Genomic DNA, 2038 nt, shown 5'->3' with positions numbered 1-2038 from the left:
GGCGGCCAACGGCGCAGGGTGGCCATCGCGCGCGCTCTGTCCGTCGATCCGGGACTCGTCGTGCTCGACGAACCCACGGCCGGACTCGACCCGGACACCGCGCGAGCGTTCACCGAACTCCTCCTCTCGGTGACGGCCGGACGCACCCTCGTGCTGGTCACCCACGACGCCCGTCTGGCCCGCGAGGTGGGCGGGACGGTGGTGACCGTGGACGGCGGCCACATCGAGGAGACGGCCCCGGCGCTGCGCCCGGTCCGGTGGCCGGCCCGAGTCGCTCCCACCTCCGGGGGGACGCGCATCGGCCTCGCTTTCGACTCGCTCGCGGTGGCGTACCCGAACTCCGCGCTCATCGGACCACTCGATGCCGTCGTACCCGCCGGGTCGGTCGTCGCCCTCGCAGGTCGCTCGGGTTCGGGAAAGTCGACGGTGCTGCGCGCTGCCGCCGGCCTCCATCCCCCAGCCCGTGGGAGCGTACGGCTCGACGGGGAGGAACTGGCGCCCCGGGTCGAGGATCGGCCCAGAACCCACATCGACTCCCTCGCTCTGGTCCCGCAGGACTCCTCGCTGGCGCTCGCCCCGGCGGTCACCGTGGGTCGCAGACTCCGCCGGCTCGCGCGTGATCACCGCACCGACCTGGCGAGGGTCTGCGAGGAACTGCAGCTCGGTTCCGAGTTGCTGGACCGCCGACCCGGCGCGCTCTCCGGAGGGCAACGACAGCGCGTCGCCCTGGCCGCGGCGATCCTCCGCGAGCCGGACGTGCTCCTGGTCGACGAGCCCACCGCAGCACTCGATCGAGCGACGGGCAGTGCCGTACTCGCCAGACTCGAGCAGGCGTCGGCCGCCGGGGCCGCCGTGCTCGTGGCGACGCACGACGCGGACGTGATCGCCCGCTGCGACTCGGTTCTCGAGCTGCCGGACGTCGGGTAATCTCCCCACACCGGGTGCCGAGACCCAATGCCGGCACCCGGCACCTACCAGCGGTTACGTGACTCCTCGGCCCACCCGGTGAGGCCGTCCAGGCTGACGGCGGTGCCATCATCGAGCACCCCGGTACCGGACCAGGTCCCGAAGGCCTGGTGGGTCCGCACGGCCATGATCCCGAGTTCGGTGACGTCCCGGCGGAGGTGGAAGGGGGTGAGTGTGGCGTCCACGCGCTCCCCTCGGACCCGCCAGGCCCCCGCCGGATCCGCCAGGTCATACGTCCACCGCAGATCCTCGCCGATCTTGTGCAGGCGGCCATCGTGGAGGATCCCGTTCTCCGTGGACCCGGTCCCGTCCGTCCACCGGCCGCCGACCTGCAGCGCGCACGGCACTCCGTCCACCACGCCGCTGCCCGCTCCCCAGTTCCAACGGGTGGCGTACCGCCACCGCCCGCGCCCGCGGTCGAGAACAGCCCACCCGGTCCCGAGGTCGTGGACGACCCCGTCCAGGGTCACCGAGCCGGTCACGGGGTTGGCGAGATCCTTGAGGGTGTACTGGAACCGGCGCCCACTCCACGGCACCACCACGCCGAGGCTGTCGTGGTCCGGACGGACGATGTCCAGGCTTACCTGGAGACCCGCCGCCCGCACCCGGATTGCGGTGGTGCCCTCGTCATCGTCGATCTCGACGCGCACCCGCCCCGAACCCACTCCGGCCGACGCGTGCACCGTCCCCACCCCTGCGGCGTCGCTGAACACCGGCCGACCGAACGGACTGACCGCACCGCGCGAGGTCTCCACTCCGGTGCGGCGGTCCAGGACGTAGACCGCGCAGGTGGACAGGTAGTCGAGCCCGGCCACGGTCAGGCCCACCACGAACCGGTCGGTCACGACACCCCAGTACTCCCAGCGCTTGGTGCGACCCCAGCCGGCGATCGCGGTGCGGTGCAGCGGCGTACGGGTCCACCCGACCGCCGCCGGATCGAGTCGGCGGCCGCGGGCGAGGTCGGTGGGCACGGTGATCTCACGCTCGTGGGACATGTGTCCAGTTTTCCATTGCACGACACCGCGGCCGTCGGCGAGGCCCACCGCTCCGTCGGAGTGGCCCGCCGCTCCGT

General features: G+C 72.7%; 2 protein-coding genes. One reads left to right on the top strand and one right to left on the bottom strand.

Annotation, left to right across the window (positions count from 1 at the left end; all coding sequences use genetic code 11):
- A partial coding sequence (locus G6026_RS06810) for an ATP-binding cassette domain-containing protein (protein ID WP_182612725.1) occupies window positions 1–927 on the top strand: 927 nt, incomplete at its 5' end.
- A 44-nt stretch (window positions 928–971) separates the two neighbouring features.
- Here G6026_RS06810 and G6026_RS06805 read toward each other — a convergent pair.
- Window positions 972–2038 (bottom strand): DUF2804 domain-containing protein (locus G6026_RS06805; RefSeq protein ID WP_347238074.1); only part of this gene is annotated, 1067 nt, incomplete at its 5' end.

This window comes from Dietzia sp. DQ11-38-2 (genome assembly GCF_014145055.1).
GTDB lineage: Bacteria > Actinomycetota > Actinomycetes > Mycobacteriales > Mycobacteriaceae > Dietzia.
The sequence above is the reverse complement of the archived record's forward strand: the minus strand, read 5'-3'. Positions and strand labels throughout refer to the sequence as shown.